This window comes from Nocardioides solisilvae (assembly GCF_003194625.1).
Lineage (GTDB): Bacteria > Actinomycetota > Actinomycetes > Propionibacteriales > Nocardioidaceae > Nocardioides > Nocardioides solisilvae.
Genome location: NZ_QHKX01000002.1, coordinates 326,117 through 343,181, shown reverse-complemented (window position 1 = coordinate 343,181; position 17,065 = coordinate 326,117). Strand labels below are relative to the sequence as shown.

Below are 17,065 nucleotides of genomic sequence, written 5' to 3'. Positions count from 1 at the left end.
CCGCCCGTGGGCGCCGTCCTCGGTCCCGGCTCGAGAGAGTCGGGTGGGGCCGCGCGTGAGCGTCAGGGCCTCCGGCACCCGTCGGCGGCGACAACTGAGAACACCTGCAGGACGCCACCCACGCCGCGCGCGTGCCGGACGGCGAGCCTGCGCGACACAGGAGAACACCATGGCAGTCGTGACCATGCGCCAGCTGCTCGAGAGCGGCGTCCACTTCGGGCACCAGACCCGTCGCTGGAACCCCAAGATGAAGCGCTTCATCATGACCGAGCGCAACGGCATCTACATCATCGACCTCCAGCAGTCGCTGGCCTACATCGACCGGTCGTACGCCTTCATCAAGGAGACCGTCGCCAAGGGCGGCACGATCATGTTCGTGGGCACCAAGAAGCAGGCCCAGGAGGCGATCGCCGAGCAGGCGACCCGCGTCGGCATGCCCTACGTCAACCAGCGCTGGCTGGGCGGCATGCTCACCAACTTCCAGACCGTGCACCAGCGGATCAACCGCCTCAAGGAGCTCGACGAGATCGACTTCGAGGACGTGGCGGGCAGCAGCCGCACCAAGAAGGAGCTGCTGCAGATGCGCCGCGAGCGCGACAAGCTCAACAAGTCCCTCGGCGGCATCCGCGAGATGACCCGGACCCCGTCCGCGGTCTGGATCGTCGACACCAACAAGGAGCACCTGGCTGTCGAGGAGGCCCGCAAGCTGCGGATCCCGATCGTCGGCATCCTCGACTCCAACTGCGACCCCGACGTCGTCGACTTCCCGATCCCGGGCAACGACGACGCCATCCGCGCGGTCGGCCTGCTGACCCGCGTGGTGGCCGACGCCGTCGCCGAGGGCCTCATCGCCCGCTCGGGTGCCAAGTCGGGCGCCGAGTCCGGCGAGACCGTGGCCGCCGGCGAGCCGCTGGCCGAGTGGGAGCGCGAGCTGCTCTCGGGTGACGCCGACAAGGCTGCCGTCGAGGCGACCGGCGGCGACTCCGCCACCGAGGACACCCCCGCCTCCGAGGCGACCGGTGCCTCCACCGAGGCCGCCGAGGCCCCCGCTGCCGAGGCGACCGAGGCCCCCGCCGCCGAGGCGACCGAGGCCCCCGCTCCCGAGGCCACCGAGGCCCCGGCCGAGCAGGCCTGACCCTCCTCGCCCCGCGAGACCACCCTCTGACCCAGGAAGAAGGAACATGGCTAACTTCTCCGCAGCCGACGTCAAGAAGCTCCGCGAGCTGACCTCCGCCGGCATGATGGACTGCAAGAAGGCGCTCACCGAGACCGACGGGGACTTCGACAAGGCCGTCGAGCTCCTCCGCGTGAAGGGGGCCGCGAAGGCCGCCAACCGTGCCGCCGAGCGCGAGGCCTCGGCCGGTCTGGTCGCCCACTCCGGTGGCGCCCTGGTCGAGCTGAAGTCCGAGACCGACTTCGTCGCCAAGAACGACGACTTCGTCGCCACCGCCCAGCGGATCGCCGACGCGGCGGACGCCGCCAAGGCTGCCGACGCGGAGGCGCTCAAGGCCGTCGAGCTCGACGGCAAGACCGTCGGCGAGGTCGTCGAGGGCCTGGCGATCACCATCGGCGAGAAGATCGAGCTGGGCCAGGTCGCCCACTTCGACGGCAAGGCCGTGGCGTACATGCACAAGCGCGCCGCTGACCTGCCGCCCGCCGTCGGCGTCCTGGTGGAGTACACCGGCGACGACGAGGCCGCCGCCCGCGGCGCCGCGATGCAGATCGCGGCCATGCGCCCGCAGTACCTCACCCGCGACGACGTCCCCGCCGACGTCGTGGCCAAGGAGCGCGAGATCGCCGAGGCGACCTCGCGCGAGGAGGGCAAGCCGGAGCAGGCGATCGCCAAGATCACCGAGGGTCGCCTCAACGGCTTCTTCAAGGACGTCGTCCTGCTGGAGCAGCCGTCGGTCACCGAGAACAAGAAGACCGTCAAGGCGGTCCTCGACGCTGCCGGCGTGACGATCACGCGCTTCGCGCGGTTCGAGGTCGGCGCCTGACCCGATAGGGTTCGCAGCACAGAGCAACGACGAGGAGGCCGGTTCGGTGGAACGACACGAGACCATCGAACCGGCCTTCTCGTGTCCCCGCACCACCTCGCCCCGGCGGAAGGAACTCGCGTGACGGCGTACAACCGTGTCCTGCTCAAGCTCTCCGGAGAGGTCTTCGGCGGCGGCCGCCTGGGTGTCGACCCCGACGTCGTCTCCAAGGTGGCCCGGCAGATCGCGACCGTCGTGCGCTCCGGCGTCGGCGTCAGCATCGTCGTGGGCGGGGGCAACTTCTTCCGCGGGGCCGAGATGCAGCAGCGCGGCATGGACCGCGCCCGGGCCGACTACATGGGGATGCTCGGCACCGTGATGAACTGCCTCGCCCTCCAGGACTTCCTCGAGAAGGAAGGGATCGAGACCCGGGTCCAGACCGCCATCACGATGGGCCAGGTCGCCGAGCCCTACATTCCGCGCCGGGCCATCCGGCACCTGGAGAAGGGCCGCGTCGTCATCTTCGGCGCCGGCGCCGGCATGCCCTTCTTCTCCACCGACACCGTCGCCGCCCAGCGGGCGCTCGAGACCCGGTGCGAGGTGGTCCTCATGGCCAAGCAGGGCGTCGACGGCGTCTACACCGCCGACCCGCGCACCGACCCGACCGCGACCAAGCTCGACACCCTGACGTTCTCCGACGCGCTGCAGCGTGGGCTCAAGGTCGCCGACGCCACGGCGTTCGCGCTCTGCATGGAGAACGACATGCCCCTGATCGTCTTCGGCATGGAGGACGAGGGTGCCATCCTGCGGATCGTGCAGGGTGAGAAGATCGGCACGCTCGTGAGCCAGCACCCCTGAGCGACCCCCGTCCCGCGCACCAGTCCGCCCCCTGACCCCACCGGTTCGAGAGTAGGTAGCAACACGTGATCAACGACATCCTCCGCGAGGCGGAGCAGAAGATGGACAAGTCGGTCGAGGCGACCCGCGAGGAGTTCGCCACGATCCGCGCCGGCCGCGCGAACCCGAGCATGTTCAACAAGATCGTCGTGGACTACTACGGGTCGCCCACGCCGCTGCAGAGCCTGGCCACCTTCACCTCCCAGGACGCGCGCGTCATCCTCATCGCGCCCTACGACCAGGGTGCGATGGACGCGATCGAGCGGGCCGTGCGGGACTCCGACCTGGGCGTCAACCCCTCCAACGACGGGCGGGTCCTGCGCTGCGCGTTCCCCGAGCTCACCGAGGAGCGCCGCAAGGAGTACATCAAGCTCGCCAAGGGCAAGGCCGAGGACGGGCGCATCTCCGTGCGCAACGTCCGGCGCACGGCGAAGCAGTCGCTGGAGAAGCTGGAGAAGGACGGCGAGGTCGGCAAGGACGACGTCGCCGGCGCCGAGAAGCGCCTCGACGCCCTGACCAAGACCCACACCGACCACATCGACGAGATGCTGAAGAAGAAGGAAGCCGAGCTGCTCGAGGTCTGAGCGACACCCATGAGCACCTCCTCCCCGCCGGCCCACCCGCCGCAGAAGGACCACGGCCGCGCCGGCAGGAACCTGCCGGCCGCCGTGGCGTCCGCCGTCGTCCTCCTGTCCCTGATCGCGGGGACGCTGTACTTCTGGAAGACGGCGTTCGTGGTGGTCGTGGCGGTGGCCGTGGTCGTCGGCGTGTGGGAGCTCCGCCGGGGCTTCCTGGCCAAGGAGATCGACCTGCCCGAGCAGCCGTTGTGGCTGGGCGGCGTCGTGATGGTCTTCGTCGCCTACTTCTGGGGTGCCCCCGCCCTGGTCACCGCCACGGCGGTGACGGCCCTCGTGGTCATGCTGTGGCTCCTGCGGCGCGGCGTCGAGGGGTACGTGCGCAACGCCACCGCCTCGGTCTTCGTCCTCGTCTACCTGCCGTTCCTGGCCTCCTTCGTGGGCCTGCTGCTCTCCGAGGGCGGCACCACCGGCTTCGAGCGGTGGGACGACGGGGTGCGGGGCATCGTCGTCTTCATCCTCGTGACGGTCGCCTCCGACACGGGCGGGTACGCCGCCGGGGTGCTCTTCGGCAAGCACCCGATGGCCCCCGTGATCTCCCCCAAGAAGTCCTGGGAGGGATTCGCGGGCTCGCTGCTGGCCTGCGTGGCCGCCGGCTGGTTCCTCGTGACCGCGCTGCTGGACGGCCCCTGGTGGGTGGGCGTGGCCGTGGGCCTGAGCACCGTCGTGATGGCGACCCTGGGCGACCTCGTCGAGTCCGTGATCAAGCGTGACCTCGGGATCAAGGACATGTCCCAGGTCATCCCGGGGCACGGTGGCCTGATGGACCGGCTCGACTCGCTGCTCGCCACGGTCGCGCCGACCTGGCTGCTGCTCCACTACCTCGTCTTCTGACCCCCCTAGGATGGTCGACCATGACCACTGAGCAGGCCCACCAGCACCCGGGGGCGCCGCAGGCCGCGGCCGACGAGACCCCGTCGCGGCGTGACTGGTGGCACAGCAGCCACCCGACCTTCGCCGCCCTCACCGGCTTCTTCACCGGGATGCTCCTCGTCACCGTCCTGCCCGGCGGCTTCGCCGCGGTGCTCCGGCTGCTGTTCGACTACGAGACGGCGGAGAAGTACTTCCCCCTCGTCCTGGTGCTGCTGGTGGTGCCCGCCGCGCTGCTGGCACGGCGCAAGACGCGGCGGTTCGGCCAGTTCGTCTTCGTCGGCATGGTGCTGACGGCCGTGGTCGTGCTGGGCGTCGTCTCCTTGGTGCTCTACTTCATGGTGCAGGCCGACGCCTGAGGTTGGGCCAGCGCCCGTCGGGGTGGGAGGATCGGCCAGATGTCCGAGACGCCGAAGCTCCTGCCCCTCGTGTTCGACGAGCCCCGTGGCCGCAAGAAGCCGCCACGCCACCTCGCCGACCTCGACCTCGCCGAGCGCCAGGAGCTCCTGGTGCAGCTGGGCCTCCCGGGCTTCCGGGCCAAGCAGCTCTCGACCCACTACTTCGGTCGGCTGGTCGACGACCCCGCGGAGATGACCGACCTGCCCGCCACGCAGCGTGACGAGCTGGTCGCCGCGCTGCTGCCCGACCTGATGACCCCCCTGCGCACCCTCGAGGCCGACAAGGGGACCACCCGCAAGACGCTGTGGAAGCTCTTCGACGGCGCGTTGGTGGAGTCCGTGCTCATGCGCTACCCCGACCGGGCCACCGTGTGCGTCTCCAGCCAGGCCGGCTGCGGGATGGCCTGCCCGTTCTGCGCGACCGGCCAGGGCGGGCTGCAGCGCAACATGTCGACCGCCGAGATCGTCGAGCAGGTGGTCTCCTCCGCCCGGTCGCTGGCCCGCGGCGAGGTGCCCGGCGGGCCGGGCCGGGTCTCCAACGTCGTCTTCATGGGGATGGGCGAGCCGCTGGCCAACTACAAGGCCGTGATCGGGGCGGTGCGCCGCCTCACCGACCCCGCACCGGGAGGGCTGGGGATGAGCGCCCGCGGGGTGACCGTCTCCACCGTCGGCCTCGTGCCCCGGATCAACCAGCTCGCCGGGGAGGGGATCCCCGTGACCCTGGCCCTCTCGCTGCATGCTCCCGACGACGAGCTGCGCAACGAGCTGGTCCCGATCAACACCCGGTTCTCCGTGGCGCAGACGGTGGAGGCCGCTTGGAACTACGCGCGGACGACGAAGCGCCGGGTCTCCATCGAGTACGCGATGATGCGCGGCATCAACGACCAGGGCGAACGGGCCGACCTCCTCGGCGACGTCCTCAACGCGTACGGCGACTGGGGCTGGGTGCACGTCAACCTCATCCCGCTCAACCCGACACCCGGCTCGAAGTGGACCGCCTCGGACCCCCGCGACGAGCGCGAGTTCGTGCGCCGCCTCGAGGCGAAGGGGATCCCCACCACGGTCCGCGACACGCGCGGTCGGGAGATCGACGGCGCCTGCGGGCAGCTGGCCGCCTCGGAGTGACCGGCCCTCAGGGCCGCCCCCCGCCGGTCGCCAGCACCAGCTCGGCGGCCTCCTCGACGGTGTCGACGAGGTGGACGTGGCCCTCCATGGCGCGGCCGCGCGCCAGCGCGGCGAGCAGCGGCCACGCGGGGACGGTGCGGGTCCAGTGCTCTCGCCCGACGAGCACCATCGGCGCGATGGCCGACTCGTCGGCGTAGTAGTTCTCGCAGGCGTCCTGGAAGACCTCCTGGACCGTCCCGGCAGCCCCGGGAAGGAAGACGATCCCGCGGTCGCACAGCTCGAGCAGGATGGCCTCCCGGGTGGCGTTGCGGAAGTACTTCGCCACCACGGTCGCGAAGGGGTTCGGCGGCTCGTGCCCGTAGTGCCAGGTCGGGATGCCCAGGGTGGGGGTGCCGGCCTCCGGGCTGCCGAGGCGGACGAGCACGTCGCGGGCGGCGCCGACCCAGGCGTCCACGTCGGGGCGGAAGGAGGGGACCCTCGCCAGGAGGTCCAGCGCCTCGGCGAGGTCCTCGGCGGGCCGGTCGGCCGTCCGGGCGCCCAGGTTCGCCGCCTCCATCGCCCCGGGACCGCCGCCGGTGGTGACGACGAGCTCCCCGCCCAGCGCCCGCCCCAGGCGGGCGGCGTCGGCGTAGTCAGCGCTGCCCCGCGGCAGGGCGTGGCCGCCCATCACCCCGACCAGCCGCCGGCCGGCCACCCAGTCGGTGAGCGCGTCGTCGACCGCGTGGTCGTGCAGCGCGCGCGCCAGGTCGGGGTCCGCGCCGGAGCGCGACCACGCGTAGGCACGGGCGTCCAGCGAGTCGTCGTACCGCTCGGTGTCGTAGAGCTCGGCCACGGTGTAGAGACGGCTGCGGTAGGGGTCGACGGGGACGCCCGGCAGCTGGGGGAAGACGAGCGCCCCGCGGTCCCGCAGCAGGTCCTCGGCGCCGGGGGCGAAGGTGCAGCCCATGAAGAGCGCGCCGGCCGGGTCGCGCCCGGCCAGGCTGTCGGCGTGGTGCCTCAGGTCGAGGCCCTTCAGCTGCCAGCCCGCGAGGCCGTGCACGCCCGTGGCGAGCCTCGCGTCGAGCTCGGCGAGCGTCTCGACCTCCACGACCGTCCCTCGTCGGTGCCTCACGGGCAGAACCTAGCGCGGCGCGGCGAGGGCGTCGCCGGGGCGCCGTCAGAAGGCGTGCGCCAGCAGGTCGGCGAAGAGGTCCTGCTCGTCGACGTCCAGGCCGCGCGCGCGGAACCACCGGCACATGTTCGTGCAGTCGCGCAGGAGGAGCTCCGGCCCCTGCGGGTTGCCAACCAGGTCGACGACCTGGGGCAGGTCGATGAGGACGAGGCGCTCCCGTTGCGCGAGCACGTTGTACGGCGACAGGTCGCCGTGGACGAGCCCGGCCTGGGTCATCGTGGTCAGGGCCTCGGCGAGCTGGTCGAACCAGTGCTGCAGCAGGTCTCGCCCGGGACGGGTCTGCGCCAGCCGGGGTGCGGTGGCGCCGTCGTCCTCGATCCACTCCATGAGGATCTCGGTCCCGTCGAGCTGCACCGGGTAGGGGACCGGGAGGCCGAGCCGCCAGCAGCGGCCCAGCGCCGACCACTCCGCGGCCGCCCACTCGCCGGCCGCGACGGTGCGGCCCCACGTGGAGCGCCGCTTCAGGGCGCGAGCGTCGCGCGAGCGGCGGACGGAGCGGCCCTCGGTGTAGACGGCGGCCCGGTGGAAGGCGCGGTGGTCGGCGTCGCGGTAGCGCTTGGCGGCCATCACCACGCCTCCCGCCGGGTCGTGGGGGTCGGCGCGCTCGACGAGGTGGACGTCGGCCTCCTTGCCGGTCTTGAGGATCCCCAGCTCGGTGTCGACGGCGCCCTGGGAGGTCACCACCCAGGCGGGGCGCGGCTCCGGACCGCGCATCAGCGACTCGACCTCGGACCAGGTCGACCAGCGCTGGGTGCGCTCGTCGATCTCGTCGTACGGACGGAACTCCGGGACGGGGTCAGCGACGGGGGCGAGGTCGGCGACCTCGGACAGGACGTGGTGCTCGAGGGACATCGGGGCGGCTCCAGCCGGGAGGGAGGTGGTCTGCGGACAGGCAGAGGACAGTCGTGGACATGTCGCGCCTCCTTCGTCTCCCGGTGGGTGCGGCGCACTCGGACCGGCCCATCGTGAGCCTGTCGGGCCCGGCTGGGCAACCGGTTTTCGCGGTACGTTGGCGAGCATGACCCGGCCCCCCAGCCCGCGGACCCCTCGCCCGCTCGCCGCGGCGCTCGCCACCCTCGCCCTCGTCGTCGCCCTGGGCCCGTCGGCCGCGGCCCACCCGGGGGTCCGGCACACCGGGCTCGCCGACCCGGGGCCGGGGAGCGCCGGCGTGGGGGACCCCTACTTCCCGCTCGACGGCAACGGCGGCATCGACGTCCAGCACTACGACGTCCGGGTCGGCTACGACTTCGAGCAGGGTCGGCTGCGCGGTCGCACCACGCTGACCCTCGTGCCGACCCAGGAGCTCTCCTCCTTCCACCTGGACCTCGTGCTCGCAGCCTCCGAGGTGACCGTCGACGGCGTGCCGGCCGCGCACCGACGCACCGAGGGGCACGAGCTGGTGGTCCGGCCGGCGGCCGCCCTCCAGCCGGGGATCCCGGTCGAGGTGGAGGTCACGTACGCCGGCCGCCCGGGGCGCGAGCGCTACCGGGGCGCCTCCAGCTGGCTGGCCGACCGGCACGAGGTGGTCACCATGAACCAGCCGCACATGGCGCCGTGGTGGTTCCCCGCCAACGACCACCCCACGGACAAGGCGACCTTCGACGTCTCCGTGCGAGTGCCCCGCGGGCGCCAGGTCGTCGCCAACGGCGACCTCGTCTCCCGCCGCACGCGCGGCGCGACCGCCACCTGGCACTGGCGTGCGGTCGAGCCGATGACCACCTACCTGGCGTTCTTCGCGGCCGGGCGCTTCGACGTGGAGCGCGGGGTCAGCGACGGGCTGCCCTGGACCGTCGCGGTCTCCTCGCGCCTGCCCCGGGCGGAGCGGAGGGCGTCGATGCGGATGCTGCGCCGCACCCCGGCGATCCTCCGGCGTCTCGAGCGGGACCTGGGCGACTACCCCTTCACCAGCACGGGCGGGGTCGTGACGTCGCTGGACCCGGGCTTCGCGCTGGAGAACCAGACCAGGCCGACCTACCCGGTCCTCACGCGCGGGCAGGAGTGGCTGCTGGTCCACGAGCTGGCCCACCAGTGGTTCGGCGACAGCGTCGCGATCGCACGCTGGCGCGACATCTGGCTCAACGAGGGGGCGGCCACCTTCATGGAGCAGCGCCACGAGGAGCTGCGCGGGGTACGCACGGCCGCGGACTGGCTGACCCGGACCCACGCCGGAGCGCCCGACTCGTTCTGGCGCCTGGCGATCGCCGACCCGGGGCCGCGGAGGGTCTTCGACGACGCCGTCTACGTGCGCGGCGGGATGGCCTTCCAGGCGTTGCGGAACCGGATCGGGGAGGAGGCCTTCTGGACCCTCCTGCGGACGTGGCTCGAGACGCGCCGCGGCGGGTACGCCACCTCCGAGGAGTTCGAGGCCCTCGCCGCCGAGACCAGCGGTCAGGACCTCACCGACTTCTTCCGGGTCTGGCTCCGCGAACCGACCCGACCCGCCGCCACCCAGGAGAACGGACTGATCTGAGATGGGATACCGCGCGGAGCACGACGAGTCGACCCGCGACCCCGAGGCCTGGTGGGGTCGCCAGGCGGGGCTGGTGGACTGGTTCACCCCACCGCGCCGGGTCCTGGACGACGACCACCCGCCCTTCTACCGCTGGTTCCCCGACGGGACCCTCAACACCTGCTACAACGCGCTGGACCGGCACGTGGTGCGCGGTGCCGCCGACCGGCCGGCACTGATCCACGACTCGCCCGTGACGGGGACGAAGCGGACGCTCACCTACGCCGAGCTGCTGGCCGAGGTGGCCGCCTTCGCGGGCGTCCTGCGGCACCTCGGGGTGACCAAGGGCGACCGGGTGGTCGTCTACATGCCGATGATCCCCGAGGCCGTCGTCACGATGCTGGCCTGCGCGCGGATCGGCGCGGTGCACTCGGTCGTCTTCGGCGGGTTCGCGCCGCACGAGCTCGCGGTGCGGATCGACGACGCGACGCCGACCGTCGTGGTGAGCGCGAGCTGCGGGATCGAGCCGGGGCGCACCATCGAGTACAAGCCGCTGCTGGACCGGGCCCTGGAGCTCGCCCAGCACGCCCCGGCGGCCGTCGTCGTCAAGCAGCGGCCCCAGGTCATGGCGTCGCTCGTCGACGGCCGGGACGTCGACTGGGACGTCGCCATGCGCGCCGGACGGACCGACCCCGCGGAGTGCGTCCCGGTCGCGGCGACCGACCCCCTGTACGTCCTCTACACCTCCGGCACCACCGGACGACCGAAGGGCATCGTCCGGGACAACGGCGGGCACGCGGTGGCGATGGCGTGGTCGCTGCGCCACGTGTACGACGTGGGGGAGGGCGACGTCTGGTGGGCCGCCTCCGACGTGGGGTGGGTGGTCGGCCACTCCTACATCGTCTACGCCCCGCTGATCGCGGGAGCGACCACGGTGCTCTACGAGGGCAAGCCGGTCGGGACCCCCGACGCCGGCGCGTTCTGGCGGGTGGTCGCCGAGCACCGGGTCAAGGCGCTGTTCACCGCGCCGACCGCGATCCGGGCGATCAAGAAGGACGACCCCGAGGGCACGCACCTCGCCGACCACGACCTCTCCAGCCTGCAGACCCTCTTCCTCGCCGGGGAGCGGCTGGACCCCGAGACCTGGCAGTGGGCGGGCGAGCGCCTCGGCGTCCCCGTGGTCGACAACTGGTGGCAGACCGAGACCGGCTGGCCGATCGCGGCCAACCTGCGCGGGCTGGAGCCGATGGAGGTCAAGCCGGGCTCGCCGTCGGTGCCGGTGCCGGGCTTCGACGTGCAGGTGCTCGGCCCCGACGGCGCACCGGTGCCCGCCGGGCAGGAGGGCGCCATCTGCCTCCGGCTCCCGCTGCCGCCGGGGACGCTCACCACCGTGTGGGGCGACGACGAGCGGTTCGTGGCGTCGTACCTCTCCGCGCACGAGGGCTACTACCTCACCGGGGACGGAGGCTACCTCGACGAGGACGGCTACCTCTTCGTGATGGGGCGGACCGACGACGTGATCAACGTGGCGGGGCACCGGCTCTCCACGGGTGCGATGGAGGAGGTCGTGGCGCGGCACCCCGCGGTCGCCGAGTGCGCGGTGATCGGGGTCGCGGACCAGCTCAAGGGCCAGCTTCCCCGCGGCTTCGTCGTGCTCAAGAGCGGCGTGGACGCCGACCCCGACGAGGTCCGCGACGAGCTGGTCGCCATGGTGCGCGCGGAGATCGGGGCGGTGGCCGCCTTCAAGGAGGTCACCGTCGTCGGGGGGCTCCCCAAGACGCGCAGCGGCAAGATCCTGCGGCGCACGATGCGCGAGATCGCCGACGGCAAGGAGACCCCCGTGCCGTCGACCATCGAGGACGAGAAGGTCCTGGAGGAGCTGCGCCCCGTGCTGCGCCGCGAGTAGGCCCCGCACGAGGCGCTGCGCCAGACTGTCCGGGTGAAGCAGCGCGACGTCGTCATCCTCGGCAGCACCGGCTCCATCGGCACCCAGGCCCTCGACCTGGTCCGGGCGAACCCCGACCGGTTCCGCGTGGTCGGGCTGACGGCCGGGGGCGGCCGTGCCGACCTGCTGGAGCAGCAGGTCGCCGAGTTCGGGCCCGCCTTCTCGGGCGTGGGGGAGGAGGCCTCGGTGGAGGCCGCGTCGATGGCCTGCGACGTCGTGCTCAACGGCATCACGGGAGCGGTGGGCCTGCGCCCGACGCTGGCCGCGCTGGAGGCCGGCAGCACGCTGGCGCTCGCCAACAAGGAGTCCCTGATCATCGGCGGGCCCCTGGTCCGCGACCTCGCGCGCCCGGGCCAGATCGTGCCCGTCGACTCCGAGCACAGCGCCATCGCGCAGAGCCTGCGGGCCGGCAGCCGCGGCGAGGTGCGCCGCCTCGTGCTGACCGCCTCGGGAGGCCCCTTCCGGGGCCGCACCCGGGCCGAGCTCGACGACGTGACCCCCGACCAGGCCCTCGCCCACCCCAACTTCGCCATGGGCAGGGTGATCACCACCAACTCGGCCACCCTGGTCAACAAGGGGCTCGAGGTGATCGAGGCGCACCTGCTCTTCGACGTCCCCTTCGACCGGATCGACGTCGTGGTGCACCCCCAGCAGCTGATCCACTCGATGGTCGAGTTCGTCGACGGCGCGGTGGTCGCCCAGCTGGGCCTGCCCACGATGCTGGTGCCGATCTCGCTGGGGCTCGGGTGGCCCGACCGGGTGCCCGACGCCGAGACCCCGATCGACTGGACGAAGGCGGCGGACTGGCGCTTCGAGCCGCTCGACGACGAGGTCTTCCCCGCGGTGCGGCTGGCCCGCCGGGCGGGGGAGGCCGGCGGGACGGCCCCGGCCGTCTACAACGCCGCCAACGAGGAGTGCGTCGAGGCGTTCCACGCCGGTGGGCTGCGCTTCGGGCAGGTGGCGGAGACGATCGCGGGCGTGCTGGACCGGCACGGCGTACCCTCGGAGGAGAAGCTGACCGTGGACGACGTCCTCGCCGCCGACACGTGGGCGCGCGCGGAGGCCCGCCGCATGATCCGAGGGGACCTGACCGCTCCATGACCGCGTTGCTCTACACCCTGGGCGTGGTGTTCTTCGTGCTGGCCATCCTGGTCTCGATCGGGCTGCACGAGCTGGGCCACATGGTGCCGGCGAAGAAGTTCGGCGCCAAGGTCACCCAGTACTTCATCGGCTTCGGGCCCACCGTGTGGAGCAAGCAGGTCGGCGAGACGGAGTACGGCATCAAGGCGGTGCCGCTCGGCGGCTACGTCAAGATCGTCGGGATGCTGCCGCCCGGGGCCGCCGAGCTGGCCGAGCCGGCCGGCTTCGACGAGCACGGCGAGCCCGTCTTCCGGGTCCGCCAGTCCAACACGGGGCTCTTCACCCAGCTGGTCTCCGACGCCCGCACCGCGGAGTGGGAGCTGGTCCAGCCGGGCGACGAGGAGCGCCTCTTCTACCGCCTCCCGGCCTGGAAGAAGATCGTCGTGATGGCGGCGGGCCCGACCGTCAACATCGCCATCGCGCTGGCGCTCTTCGCGCCGCTCTTCGCCAGCTACGGCAACCCCAACGACGTGCGGATCCTGCCCGAGGTGGCCGACGTCTCCGCGTGCGTGGTGCCGGCCGCCGAGGACCAGCGCGTGTGCCGCGAGGACGACCCGGTCGCCCCCGCGTACGCCGCGGGGCTGCAGGAGGGCGACGAGCTCGTCAGCTTCAACGGCGTCCCGGTCACCGACTGGGAGGTGCTGCAGAAGCAGATCCGTGGCAACGAGGACGGGAGGGCCGAGATCGTGGTCCGGCGCGACGGGACCGAGCGGACCCTGGTCACCAACACGACGGTCACCGCGCGCCCGACCTCCGCCGAGGACCAGACCCTCGTGGAGGTCGGCTTCCTGGGGGTCACCCCGGCGACCGAGCTGGCCACCGGCGGGCTGGGCTACACGCTGGGCCAGATGGGCCGGATGACCGTCGACACGGTCGAGGCGCTCGGCCAGCTCCCGGTGAAGGTGTGGGGCGTCGCGAAGGCGATCGTCGGGCTCGAGGAGCGGGACCCGCAGGGCCCCGTCTCGATCGTCGGCGGCGGTCGCCTCGCCGGTGAGGCCGTCTCGCACGAGGTCGCGCCCACGACCGACAAGCTGGCCTTCCTCGTGATGCTGGTGGCGGGGTTCAACTTCTTCATCGGGATGTTCAACTTCGTCCCGCTGCTGCCGCTGGACGGCGGCCACATCGCGGGCGCGGCGTACGAGGGCCTGCGCCGCTGGGTGGCCAGGCTGCGGCGCCGGCCGGACCCGGGACACGTCGACGTCGCACGGCTGCTGCCGGTCGCCTACGTCGTCGGCCTGGCGCTGCTGGTGATGGGCGTCGTGCTGATCGTCGGGGACCTGGTGGTCCCGGTCAGCCTCACCGGGTGACCCGGGTGACCCGGGTGACCCGGGTGGCGGCGGGGCCCGGCCGGTAGCCTTGACGGCATGACTGCCATCGGCCTGGGCATGCCCGCGCTACCCCCTCCGGTCCTCTCGCCCCGACGCCCGACCCGCCAGATCAAGGTCGGTTCGGTGGGCGTGGGCAGCGAGCACCCGATCTCCGTCCAGTCGATGACGACGACCGTCACCTCCGACGTCAACAGCACGCTGCAGCAGATCGCCGAGCTCACGGCCGCCGGGTGCGACATCGTGCGGGTGGCCTGCCCGAGCCAGGACGACGCCGACGCGCTGCCCCAGATCGCCCAGCACTCGCAGATCCCGGTCATCGCCGACATCCACTTCCAGCCGAAGTACGTCTACGCCGCGATCGAGGCCGGCTGTGCCGCCGTCCGGGTCAACCCGGGCAACATCCGCCAGTTCGACGACCAGGTCAAGCAGATCGCGCAGGTCGCCAAGGACCACGGCACCTCGATCCGGATCGGCGTCAACGCCGGCTCCCTGGACAAGCGGCTGCTGGAGAAGCACGGCAAGGCCACCCCGGAGGCCCTGGTGGAGTCGGCCGTCTGGGAGGCCGGCCTCTTCGAGGAGCACGACTTCCACGACTTCAAGATCTCGGTCAAGCACAACGACCCGGTCGTGATGGTCCGGGCCTACGAGCTCCTCGCCGAGGCGGGGGACTGGCCGCTCCACCTCGGCGTGACCGAGGCCGGGCCGGCCTTCCAGGGGACGATCAAGTCCGCCACCGCCTTCGGGGCGCTGCTGAGCCGCGGCATCGGCGACACGATCCGGGTCTCCCTCTCCGCCCCGCCGGTCGAGGAGGTCAAGGTCGGGCTGCAGATCCTGCAGTCGCTCAACCTCCGCGAGCGAAAGCTCGAGATCGTCTCGTGCCCCAGCTGCGGGCGCGCCCAGGTCGACGTCTACACACTGGCCGAGCAGGTCACCGCGGGCCTCGACGGGCTCGAGGTGCCGCTGCGCGTCGCCGTGATGGGGTGCGTGGTCAACGGTCCCGGCGAGGCGCGCGAGGCCGACCTCGGTGTCGCCTCCGGCAACGGCAAGGGGCAGATCTTCGTCAAGGGCGAGGTCATCAAGACGGTGCCCGAGTCGCGGATCGTCGAGACCCTCATCGAGGAGGCCATGCGCATCGCCGAGGGGATGGAGCCGGTCGAGGGCGGCGGGGCCTCGGTCTCCGTCTCCTGACCGACCGCGTCCGGCGCGTCCCGTCGGGTGCCGACGGCGAGAGTATGGTCGCCGCGTGACCCGTGACGAGATCCAGGTCCTCGGGGTACTGGACCTCCAGGAGTTCCTCGAGCTGACCGCGCGCGACCCGGTGGTCAACGTCTTCGTCGACCACCGGGCCCGCACCACCCGGCTGGACCCGCGCTGGCTCGGCGGCGAGGTCTGGGGCCGGTTCGTGGACGACGAGATGGTGGCCGCGTGCCACGTGGGGGCCAACCTCGTCCCGGTCCAGTGCGACGAGGAGTCGGCCACCCTCTTCGCCCGGCGGGCGGCCCGGGTGGGGCGTCGCTCGTCCACCCTGGTCGGCCCCGAGGCCGCCGTCGCCACGCTGTGGCGCGAGCTGGACGGCGCGTGGGGGCGTCCGCGCGAGGAGCGGTGGCGCCAGCCCCACCTGGAGATCTCCGGCCCCGCCAGGGCCGAGCCCGATCCCGAGGTCCGCGCGACCACCCACGCCGACCTCGATGTCCTCTACCCGGCCTGCGTGTCGATGTACACCGAGGAGGTCGGCGTCTCGCCCGAGGCCGGCGGGAGCGGGGACCTCTACCGGGCGCGCATCCAGCAGCTGATCTCCCGGGGCTGGTCGTTCGCCCGGTTCGACGCGGGTCGGGTCGTGTTCAAGGCGGAGGTGGCGTGCGCGTCGCCGTACGCCGCCCAGGTGCAGGGCGTCTACGTCCCGCCCGACCTGCGGGGCCGGGGCCTCGCCACCCACGGCATGGCGGCCGTCGTGGAGCTGGTCCGGCGCGAGGTCGCCCCCGTGGTCTCGCTCTACCTCAACGACTGGAACGAGGGCGCCCGCACGGCCTACGAGCGGGCGGGCTTCACCGAGTCGGCCCGCTTCGCCACCATCATGTTCTGACCCGACGCAGGGTCGCCGGACCTCAGGCCCCGCGACGCAGCTGCGGGACCGGGCCGGGGTCGGTCGCGTTGTCGCACGCGTCCGGGGTGCAGCGGACCAGCGCCGAGCTGCGACGACCGTTGACCTCCAGCAGCACCGTCGCCGGCCCCTCCCAGCCCGTGGTGCCGAACCAGCCCGTGCGCCACTGCGCCAGCTGGCGGCCGCGGGTCGTGCGGAGCCAGACGCTGCCGGGCCCGATCCCGTCGGCCAGCAGGTCGATCGTGGTCATGTGGCGCCCGTCGGGGGAGAAGTCGTCGACCCGCTCGGTGCAGGAGCGCCAGAGGGCCCGTCGCGGCTCGGCCAGGGTGGAGACCACGGTGCAGCCGCCCTGGTAGGGGTCGCCCGTGTAGGTGGCGAGGCGTCCCGCCGCGAGGTCGGCCGCGCCGGCGCGCCGGGCCACCAGCGTCGTGCGGCGGCCGGTGGCGAGGTCGAGCCGGAAGGTCAGCCCCTCGGTGCTGAGCAGCGCCCGGCGTCGGGTGCTGTCCAGCAGGTCGACGTAGCCGGGGAGCCGGTGCCGGTGCACCAGCGCGCCCGTGCGTGCGTCCCAGGCCGAGACCCGGGTGGTCGGGGCGCCTCCGCGGGAGGTCGCGCGGGCCTGGACCAGCCGGCGGCCGTCGGTGCTGAGCCGGACGGACTCGGAGTCGCGGCCCCGGAGGAGGACCTCGGTGCCGTCGTCCGGCAGCAGCCTGACCACCCGGGCCCGGCTGCCGTCGTCCCGGCTGGTGCGGAGCACGAAGGCCGTGCCCGACCGGCCGAGCAGCCCCACGCGGCCGGCGTCGAGCTCGACGCGACGGGCGCCGTCGACGAAGGTCGAGCCCTCGACGTGGGGCACCGCGGCGTCGGGGCCCCGCGGCAGGTCGCGGGGCTCGAGGAACGCCGCCGCGCGGGCGTCGTCCTGTCCGGCGCCCGCGGGGCGCGTGGCCCCCGCGGGCCCCGGGGCGACGGCCCCCGCGGCCAGGGCGGTGGAGGCGACGAGGAGGAGGAGGGATCTGCTGAGGGAGGTGCGCAT

The 17,065-nt window shown here is 72.8% G+C and carries 16 protein-coding genes; 13 read left to right on the top strand and 3 right to left on the bottom strand.

The annotated features are described in order from the left end of the window. Positions 1-169 precede the first annotated feature (169 nt). The 7 genes from rpsB to rlmN all read left to right on the top strand — a co-directional run bounded on the left by rpsB (position 170) and on the right by rlmN (position 5,901). Entirely contained in the window at positions 170-1,135 is a 966-nt protein-coding gene (gene rpsB / locus DNK53_RS07630) for a 30S ribosomal protein S2 (RefSeq protein WP_110181715.1), read from the top strand. 46 nt (positions 1,136-1,181) lie between these two features. Beyond that, positions 1,182-1,997 carry a translation elongation factor Ts gene (tsf, locus tag DNK53_RS07625; RefSeq protein WP_110181714.1) on the top strand — a complete coding sequence of 272 codons (816 nt, stop codon included), beginning with the start codon at positions 1,182-1,184 and terminating at the stop codon, positions 1,995-1,997. A gap of 120 nt (positions 1,998-2,117) precedes the next feature. After that, positions 2,118-2,834, top strand: coding sequence for a UMP kinase (gene pyrH / locus DNK53_RS07620; protein ID WP_204163809.1), 717 nt, complete (start codon positions 2,118-2,120; stop codon positions 2,832-2,834). Between the two features lie 68 nt (positions 2,835-2,902). After that, the gene (frr, locus tag DNK53_RS07615) at positions 2,903-3,457 is read left to right on the top strand and encodes a ribosome recycling factor (RefSeq protein WP_204163872.1); all 555 of its coding nucleotides are present in this window, start codon (positions 2,903-2,905) and stop codon (positions 3,455-3,457) included. Positions 3,458-3,466: 9 nt separating this feature from the next. Further along, complete coding sequence (locus DNK53_RS07610; RefSeq protein WP_110181711.1) at positions 3,467-4,342, top strand: phosphatidate cytidylyltransferase; 876 nt, start codon at positions 3,467-3,469, stop codon at positions 4,340-4,342. 20 nt (positions 4,343-4,362) lie between these two features. Further along, positions 4,363-4,737: a hypothetical protein gene (locus DNK53_RS07605; RefSeq protein WP_204163808.1), complete on the top strand. Its 375-nt coding sequence runs from the start codon at positions 4,363-4,365 to the stop codon at positions 4,735-4,737. A gap of 39 nt (positions 4,738-4,776) precedes the next feature. Continuing rightward, complete coding sequence (gene rlmN / locus DNK53_RS07600; RefSeq protein WP_110181710.1) at positions 4,777-5,901, top strand: dual-specificity RNA methyltransferase RlmN; 1,125 nt, start codon at positions 4,777-4,779, stop codon at positions 5,899-5,901. Positions 5,902-5,908: 7 nt separating this feature from the next. Here the strand turns inward: rlmN and DNK53_RS07595 are convergent, their stop codons facing one another. Together DNK53_RS07595 and DNK53_RS07590 are read right to left on the bottom strand one after the other, a co-directional pair. Then, positions 5,909-7,012 (bottom strand): LOG family protein, encoded by a 1,104-nt coding sequence (locus DNK53_RS07595; RefSeq protein ID WP_110181709.1) that lies wholly within the window; start codon positions 7,010-7,012, stop codon positions 5,909-5,911. Between the two features lie 45 nt (positions 7,013-7,057). Then, entirely contained in the window at positions 7,058-7,924 is an 867-nt protein-coding gene (locus tag DNK53_RS07590; RefSeq protein ID WP_110181708.1) for a serine protein kinase RIO, read from the bottom strand. A gap of 166 nt (positions 7,925-8,090) precedes the next feature. Between DNK53_RS07590 and DNK53_RS07585 the strand changes: the two genes are divergently transcribed. The 6 genes from DNK53_RS07585 to DNK53_RS07560 are packed head-to-tail and all read left to right on the top strand — an operon-like array spanning position 8,091 to position 16,017. Then, positions 8,091-9,542 (top strand): M1 family metallopeptidase, encoded by a 1,452-nt coding sequence (locus DNK53_RS07585; RefSeq protein WP_110181707.1) that lies wholly within the window; start codon positions 8,091-8,093, stop codon positions 9,540-9,542. 1 nt (position 9,543) lies between these two features. Continuing rightward, positions 9,544-11,427, top strand: a complete 1,884-nt coding sequence (locus DNK53_RS07580; protein ID WP_110181706.1) for a propionyl-CoA synthetase — start codon at positions 9,544-9,546, stop codon at positions 11,425-11,427. A gap of 33 nt (positions 11,428-11,460) precedes the next feature. Beyond that, positions 11,461-12,567 (top strand): 1-deoxy-D-xylulose-5-phosphate reductoisomerase, encoded by a 1,107-nt coding sequence (gene dxr, locus DNK53_RS07575; protein WP_110181705.1) that lies wholly within the window; start codon positions 11,461-11,463, stop codon positions 12,565-12,567. Further along, a complete protein-coding gene (locus DNK53_RS07570) occupies positions 12,564-13,913 on the top strand; it encodes a M50 family metallopeptidase (RefSeq protein WP_110181704.1) in 1,350 nt (449 codons plus the stop codon). Before dxr ends, DNK53_RS07570 begins: the two co-directional genes overlap by 4 nt. A gap of 57 nt (positions 13,914-13,970) precedes the next feature. Next, positions 13,971-15,122: a flavodoxin-dependent (E)-4-hydroxy-3-methylbut-2-enyl-diphosphate synthase gene (gene ispG, locus DNK53_RS07565; protein WP_110181703.1), complete on the top strand. Its 1,152-nt coding sequence runs from the start codon at positions 13,971-13,973 to the stop codon at positions 15,120-15,122. 55 nt (positions 15,123-15,177) lie between these two features. After that, positions 15,178-16,017 carry a GNAT family N-acetyltransferase gene (locus DNK53_RS07560; RefSeq protein ID WP_110181702.1) on the top strand — a complete coding sequence of 280 codons (840 nt, stop codon included), beginning with the start codon at positions 15,178-15,180 and terminating at the stop codon, positions 16,015-16,017. Between the two features lie 22 nt (positions 16,018-16,039). Here DNK53_RS07560 and DNK53_RS07555 read toward each other — a convergent pair whose 3' ends face one another. Beyond that, on the bottom strand, positions 16,040-17,065 hold the full coding sequence (locus tag DNK53_RS07555) for a hypothetical protein (RefSeq protein ID WP_110181701.1): 1,026 nt from the start codon (positions 17,063-17,065) through the stop codon (positions 16,040-16,042).